The sequence below is a fragment of the Legionella tunisiensis genome, assembly GCF_000308315.1.
Lineage (GTDB): Bacteria > Pseudomonadota > Gammaproteobacteria > Legionellales > Legionellaceae > Tatlockia > Tatlockia tunisiensis.
In genome coordinates this window covers 22,678-29,368 of the sequence record NZ_CALJ01000010.1, presented here as the reverse complement: position 1 = coordinate 29,368, position 6,691 = coordinate 22,678, and the positions used below count along the sequence as shown (strand labels likewise).

Sequence of the window (6,691 nt, the reverse complement as noted above, 5' to 3'; positions counted from 1 at the left end):
CGTTTTTTAAAATTGCACGAGTAATGGCAATGCGTTGTCGTTGACCTCCTGATAATTTTACGCCTTGCTCACCGATAATGGTGTCATATTGGTGCTCTAGTGAGGTAATAAAGTCATGGCACTTGGCTTTTTTGGCGGCAGCAATGACTTCCTCTTTACTAACGTGCCCACAACCATAAGCAATATTTTCAAAAATGCTGCGATGAAATAAGTTTAAATGTTGTGGAACAATAGCAATCTGGCTACGTAATGAATCTTTAGTAAAGCCGGCAAGATTGATACCGTCTATCTCAATACTTCCTTCATTGATATCATATAACCGCATAATGAGCTTCATTAATGTTGTCTTTCCAGCACCGGAACTCCCAACAATCCCAATCTTTTGTTTAGCAGGAATGGACAAACTAAAATTTTTAAAAACTGTCGGCTGAGATGGGTAAGAGAAAAGTGATGTCTTTGATTTCAATATTCCCTTTGGATATTTTATGGCTGGAGGCGTATTCCTTGTCGGCTACATCGGGGTGATGTTTCAATAAGTTTAACCCGTCTTGTAATAAACCAATGTTATAAATGAACTCTAAAAAACAATTGCCAAGACTGCTGGTTAAACCAGCAATGGCTGTTACCGCCGTCATGACGAACACCACTTCGCCAATACTCACTAGATGGTTTTTGTATCCAATAATGGAACCGATAAGATAAAATGCAACGAGTGCATTCATTGCAAGATGCTGCAAAAACATGACTTTATTGGCATGACGATTACGAAGGCGTTCTTTGTCAATCAAGTCATTCATATTTTGTTTAAGCAATTTTGTCTCTTGGTCAAAAGTGGCATTATGAATAACAGATTGAATATTCGTAATAATGTCTACAATATGACCATTAAAGACACTGCAAGCATCAGCAAATGAGGAGGCTTTTCTTTGACCTAATTTGGCTGATTGATAGGTATAAATGATAATGGCTATTCCCCAAACCCAGAGTACAATTCCAAAATAAGGGATGACAGTGGACAATAAAATCCCCGTAATCAAAATTGCTAAGGATTGGGGGAAAATCGTGAAAAACAAATTAACTATGACCGGCTCTAATCCTATGCAAGCATTCATCACTTTATTAGATAAAAATCCTGATTTTTTGCTTCATAATAATCGATGGATTGTTTACCTAGATGAGTAAATAAGTTTTTCACCATTTCGGATTTATATGCGGGAATGCTTAGCAGTGAAAATAAGCCGTTAGCATAATAGCCGACACTGCGTAAAACGTGGATGGTTACATATAAGCATAATGGGACAAGAACTAATGAATATACAGAAACAGATTCAAGGCCATGTGTTTTGATTCTGTCGATAATAACGCCAAACAAGTAGGACATATACGGCAATGTAAATGCCCAAAATAGTCCAAAAGCAACAAAAAAGAAGGTGCTTCTTTTGTGTTGACGCATATAATCGAATAATAAATTCAATACACTTGACGTTTTATTGTCATTATTCTGGATCATAATTCTCCAATAGAACACTTAACTGATTTGATGGATATGGAGTTGACTTATCTTTCTGAATTTCTTTATAAAATTCATGCATTTTTTCTGCAATAGGAGCATTTTTAGATAATATTTCTTTTATTTTATCGGGCAACTTAATTGAAAGTTTATTTGTTAAGTAATCGTTTAATGTCTTATCCCAATGTTCTTTGCCTGCATAGGTTGTTAGGACACCATGTAGTAAATTGACAGAATAACTACATCTATCATAATTTTTGTTGTCATTTACAAAGTTTTGTTCGGTTATTGATAAATCAAATTTCTTTGACAGTGCCAAACCAAAATCACTGAGGTAAATGTCATCCTCATCGGCTAAAATGTTATGAAAATGAGCATCCATATGAAGAAAACTATTTTCATGCATAAACTCTAAAACCCTTTCAAATGATTCATTCAATTTTTAAAATATTTGATTGAATCTAATTCAGCGATATTTGATGACAATACTTCTTTTAAATGTTGGTGTAAATTTTTCGGGAAATGCTCAAGAAACAATAAGACACTAGTGTTGGCACTATTTAGACTATATACACGCTCTTTGATATTTTCGTTGTTTTCCCAATAATCTAAATATTTTTCTGTAGATCCCCAATAGGAAAGATCTGTTTTGCTTAAAGAGTTTGGGATAATTCGCCAGCTATACATAATTGGGAAATTGGGGCATTTACCACTAATCACCCAATTGGTTGTCATGATGTGTGCCGCAAGTTCACGCCAAACGCTAAAGCCAGCTGAGCCAATACCATATTGATAGCACATCGGTAAATTAAAAATATTGGCTGTCGACATGAAGTTATCTGGTATTAGTTCAATTTCGGTAATAGGAACTTTTTTACGAATACTGGGATATTTTCGATTTCTATTTGAATAGAAGTACCTCCAATACCAGCATGCATCTCTTTACCGGTAGACAGGACTTGTTGTAATTGTTGATTGCTCATACATGCTAATGTGTTAGAGACAATAGTATATTTTTCAGATCGTTTAGATACAGTATTCATTCATGTGCATTCCGGTTATACCCTTAGAACTAAATCTTCATTAGATGATTGGAATATAGTGCTTTGAATAAATTGTATCATACAGTGCGATTGAAGTAGGTGCTGAATATTGGCATTGGTGTTTTAGCTTGTTTTTTGCAACTTAAAGGTAGAGGAATTCGAATTTTGTATAGTTCGCCACCATTTACTATCATAAAAGCCTGTCCTTTAGGTAAAGAAATAATATCATCCACTCCAATCATCGGCACAGAAGACGTTTGTACTCTGTCTTCATTAGTCGTATTAAAATACACCCCATCATCCCCATGTGGTGTGTCGTTAACCATAGAAACTTGGGTATGCCCGACAACACCTACTTGCGGCAGCACTTTAACCAATAGATTCGCCGTTTCCTCATTTTTAACTCTAAGCATTATCAAGGTATTAAAATTCCCCTCAGATACCTCAGCTTTAGCCCTTGAACCAAGCGCAACTTCCATATCCTGAATAGTTTGCGCATAAGCAGTAACCTGAAACCCAGCTCCACCAGCTTTATTAAGAATCTTCACAAATGAATCCTGGATAATCTCTGATAGCTCATCACAATGCAGATTCAATGTATAACGAGCATTGGGTTCTTTGTAGATTTTGCCAGCAGTGGAAACAAGATCTGATAAGAAAGCCTTACCTACTGCCTGGGCGATATTAGGATTTGTCAGACTATCTAAGCCAATATAAAGTACCTTCTTATTTTTAATGACATCCATCAGTTCAATATCTCCTGGTTCAATTTTGGATGACAGAATTTTAGAAGCATTACTTTTATTAATTTCAGATAACACAGGACCGACACTGGCTGTGATTTTGTCATAGTAGTGTTTATCCATAATAGCTGCATCATAAAGGTCTATTAGGATTTGGTCATGAAGCGCTTCGGCATTGTTACTTTTGATGGTTTTGTTGATGTGGTCTTTGACATATTGAATGACTGCCTGGTGGCGTTCCATAGGGGATTTGGTTTTATTGTTTTTACCAATTTTGCTGTCATGTTCCTCTATAATAGCTTCAATCTCTTGATGATAGTTGGGATAGTGATTGGGTAGAATGGTGTCGGCATATGTCATCAATAGTTGATCCAATCGACTGATATAAAAGGCTATGGATTGGTAGGTAATGGGTTGTTTCATTTCTTCAAGGCATATAGCCACAATGTTGACGTACTTCCAAGCAAAGGCTGCAAATTGTTTCCCTTCACCTTCTGCGGATATTGCATCGGTGATTCGTGTAGCTACTTCACTGATTTGGTCGTAGTTCTTGAGAGGGTTGTACCGTGCCGATTGGTTTGGAAAGCCTAAGTGAACAATTTTGAAATCTTCTTTTCGTCTTGATACTTCACAAGCAGCCATCATGTCTCGAACTAAGTCCTGGTCGCCTTTAGGATCAACCACGATAACGGCATCGCCGTTTCGGATGTCTTGGTTAATCAAAATACTGGCTAATCGGGTTTTGCCAACTCTGGTAGTGCCAACTACAAAAGTATGACCTACACGTACATCTTGAGGAATGTAAACGGGCTTATCTTCTTCTCCAACCCCGTGCAGGAAAGGACTTCCTCCAACAGGAGGATCGGGTCTAAATGGATTTAACTTGGAACGGTTGTTAAGCCATTTTGCTAATCGAGTGTGCTCATGGTTTTGGCAAAATTGTCTAGCCAACTGATAGCAATAGCCTCGTTGCATGAATTTTTCATTTTTGACTTGTTTGATTTGATGCAACTTTTGGGTATGGCTTGGTCGCCAGCGAAAGCCTTTACCAAGGAATAACCAGTTTTTGGATAAAGGAATTTCAGTGGTAGATAGTGCATAGGTTGGCATGGCTAAAAGTCTGCGGTGATATCGCTTAACCTTTATTGTTTGCCATGCTCTATAGACACCAGGGATTGATAGTGTAATCGCTGCATATAGACTCATTGTTTGCGTAAGCAAGAACAGATGTGGTTGGCTATAAGCGAGTAGAGCCAAAGACAAACAGGTAATCGCTGACCAGGCTTCGGTTGGTTCCCGAAATAGGTTATTAATAGGATATTCGCTCATAACATTCTCCAAATCATCAGTGCATCAATAAATAAGAAAATAGCCAGTAGATACCAGCGGACTTTGAGGGCTGTTTTGAGTTGTTCGGATGAGAGTTGATTATTAATCTGTATGCGTGTGACCAGCTTTGGCCATAACAAAATCAAAGCCAGATAAAGTAGTCCATGTAAGCCTAGAAACAACGGTTGTATATTAGCGAATGTATGTTGCCAACGAGTGAGAATATTTGTATTGATAATCCAAGGAGCAATCATCAATAAACCAATGATTGGTAAAATGGCTTGAATCAGTACTATAATGGATGAGCGGATGTAATGTTTAATCATAGGGATAGCTCCAAATGAGAAAGGTATTTCGCTTGTTGGCGGTGGTTCTTGATGCCCTTGTTGGCGTAGCCGAGGATAAACCTGCTAAACGCTATTTGACTGTTTATGAGGCTCAAGAAAAATTTGATAAGGGCTTGATTAGTATTCGTGAATACAATGAATCCCTTGAGTCTAAATAAGGCCTTCATCGAAGACCTCCTGATATCACTTTAACGCCTGTTTTAGCTACCTGCATACCTGATTGACTTACGTTATCGCTATGGCGTTCAGAACCGCTGACTAAATCCATAAGACCTGCACCAGCGTCACCGCCAAAAATGACTAGATAATCTGAGTAACAAAACGGGTGCTACAAAGTAAAACATTACAGCCATATTCTTCATGGCCGAAATAGCATCGTTTTCCCCTAATGGATCAAGCACAGAGCGTTCGAGAAATCCGACCAGATGCCAGAGGTATTGAAGAAAGATAGCCATAACAAACAAGGCGCACAGACTGCCCAATGCTCTTGGACTATAGCAACTTAAGGACAATACTATTGGCGTTAAAATGATTAAAAAGAACATGAAAAACGCTTGCATGACGGGCAGGGTTTGCATGATTGCTTCTCTTTTTAATGGGGTGGATGTCCAAGATTTTGTCCATTGTCCGACATTGACCAGGCTATGGGTAATGGCAGTTGCGACCTTTCCATTGTTATTATCCATGAGGTTTTGCACAGAACTGGTCTGCATGTCTTTGCTTTCTTGCAAGAGCATTTTCGCAATAAAATCTTCTGCGCTGATGTCTGCTTTCCAGGCTTTTGGGTGTTTTACTTTATATTGGCGAACCCTATCAAGCATGGCGTAGTAATTTAAGTGTTTATTAAAAACACTGGCCTGATTAGAGACTTCAACCAGGTCAGTTTTGATTTTGTTCCACCATTGCTGACAGCTGGGATAACCATCTTCTGGCAATCGTTCGGGGGGATATCGCCACGATTCGCTGCCTTTTCAAGATTGCGATTAGGGGCTTGATGAAAGGTAAATCCTGGCACGGGTTGGCGAGCATGAAGTTTGCTGTAATACATTTTTTGCAGGATTTTAGAACCCATCCAGTTTAAGTCATCTTCACCGCCATAGCGTTTGAGCATAGGGTCTAATTCACTGGCTTCATGCTTTTCACTATTGAATTGAGTTCTGGCTTCAATAAAACATTGTCTATGAAAATCCAATGCCTGTTTGCGAACGCTCTGGGGTAGATAGGTTGATACTAAATCTCCTTGAATGGATTGCAAACTATCGGTGCAACCCGTCACCTTCATAAGGCTGTAGGTAAAGCTCGATATAAAATTCTGGATGATGGCAAAGCCTATAGGAATTTTGACCTGGTTAGTCAGTAGATCTGCAAAGGCTTCATCATAAGTTGTGCCGCTGTCGCCAATGACCGCAGTCGTTGGGTTTTTCAGTCCGCATAAGGGTTTAAATTGTAGGGCTTTAGTTTCCAACGGTACACAAGGATAGACAAATAAGCTACATATCAGGAAAGTTATTGCCAATTCATAAAGGAAATTATTTAAAGCATGTTCAACCGCATAGAAAGCGCCAGCTGGATTAAGCACATTTTTAAGAAAGCGATAACCAATGGCCAAAAAGCCAAGATATAACAGCCCTGTTTGCCACATAGCATTAAATAGAACCTCATACTGTTGCCAGCCTAGATAGGTGGTGTAGAGGGATAAAGGATTAAAGACGATCATAA

The 6,691-nt window shown here is 38.5% G+C and carries 8 protein-coding genes and 1 pseudogene; 1 reads left to right on the top strand and 8 read right to left on the bottom strand.

All coding sequences use genetic code 11. The features are described 5' to 3' along the window. The 7 genes from BN58_RS27875 to BN58_RS00770 form a co-directional block, all read right to left on the bottom strand. Positions 1–403 (bottom strand): ATP-binding cassette domain-containing protein (locus tag BN58_RS27875; RefSeq protein ID WP_019215212.1); only part of this gene is annotated, 403 nt, incomplete at its 3' end. 10 nt (positions 404–413) lie between these two features. Continuing rightward, a complete protein-coding gene (locus tag BN58_RS27870; RefSeq protein WP_019215211.1) occupies positions 414–1,112 on the bottom strand; it encodes an ABC transporter ATP-binding protein in 699 nt (232 codons plus the stop codon). Next, positions 1,112–1,381, bottom strand: a complete 270-nt coding sequence (locus BN58_RS27865) for a hypothetical protein (protein WP_232220232.1) — start codon at positions 1,379–1,381, stop codon at positions 1,112–1,114. The genes BN58_RS27870 and BN58_RS27865 overlap by 1 nt, the downstream gene beginning before the upstream one ends. Positions 1,382–1,496: 115 nt before the next feature. After that, positions 1,497–1,916, bottom strand: coding sequence for a hypothetical protein (locus BN58_RS32280; protein ID WP_040915964.1), 420 nt, complete (start codon positions 1,914–1,916; stop codon positions 1,497–1,499). A 29-nt stretch (positions 1,917–1,945) separates the two neighbouring features. Beyond that, positions 1,946–2,341 (bottom strand): hypothetical protein, encoded by a 396-nt coding sequence (locus BN58_RS32275; protein ID WP_232220231.1) that lies wholly within the window; start codon positions 2,339–2,341, stop codon positions 1,946–1,948. A 289-nt stretch (positions 2,342–2,630) separates the two neighbouring features. Continuing rightward, positions 2,631–4,625 carry a type IV conjugative transfer system coupling protein TraD gene (gene traD / locus BN58_RS00775; RefSeq protein ID WP_019215208.1) on the bottom strand — a complete coding sequence of 665 codons (1,995 nt, stop codon included), beginning with the start codon at positions 4,623–4,625 and terminating at the stop codon, positions 2,631–2,633. Continuing rightward, positions 4,622–4,951, bottom strand: a complete 330-nt coding sequence (locus BN58_RS00770) for a hypothetical protein (RefSeq protein WP_019215207.1) — start codon at positions 4,949–4,951, stop codon at positions 4,622–4,624. The genes traD and BN58_RS00770 overlap by 4 nt, the downstream gene beginning before the upstream one ends. Positions 4,952–4,965: 14 nt before the next feature. Between BN58_RS00770 and BN58_RS30385 the strand changes: the two genes are divergently transcribed. After that, complete coding sequence (locus tag BN58_RS30385) at positions 4,966–5,130, top strand: hypothetical protein (RefSeq protein WP_010652859.1); 165 nt, start codon at positions 4,966–4,968, stop codon at positions 5,128–5,130. Between the two features lie 5 nt (positions 5,131–5,135). Here BN58_RS30385 and BN58_RS20840 read toward each other — a convergent pair. Beyond that, positions 5,136–6,689 (bottom strand): annotated as a pseudogene (locus BN58_RS20840) (conjugal transfer protein TraG N-terminal domain-containing protein). Positions 6,690–6,691 lie beyond the last annotated feature (2 nt).

Excerpts from the sequence above, each read along its gene's own strand:
- BN58_RS27870 (WP_019215211.1), bottom strand. The coding sequence starts at position 1,112 with ATGAATGCTTGCATAGGATTAGAGCCGGTCATAGTTAATTTGTTTTTC.
- BN58_RS27865 (WP_232220232.1), bottom strand. The coding sequence starts at position 1,381 with ATGTCCTACTTGTTTGGCGTTATTATCGACAGAATCAAAACACATGGC.
- BN58_RS32280 (WP_040915964.1), bottom strand. The coding sequence starts at position 1,916 with ATGCATGAAAATAGTTTTCTTCATATGGATGCTCATTTTCATAACATT.
- BN58_RS32275 (WP_232220231.1), bottom strand. The coding sequence starts at position 2,341 with ATGTCGACAGCCAATATTTTTAATTTACCGATGTGCTATCAATATGGT.
- traD (WP_019215208.1), bottom strand. The coding sequence starts at position 4,625 with ATGAGCGAATATCCTATTAATAACCTATTTCGGGAACCAACCGAAGCC.
- BN58_RS00770 (WP_019215207.1), bottom strand. The coding sequence starts at position 4,951 with ATGATTAAACATTACATCCGCTCATCCATTATAGTACTGATTCAAGCC.
- BN58_RS30385 (WP_010652859.1), top strand. The coding sequence starts at position 4,966 with ATGAGAAAGGTATTTCGCTTGTTGGCGGTGGTTCTTGATGCCCTTGTT.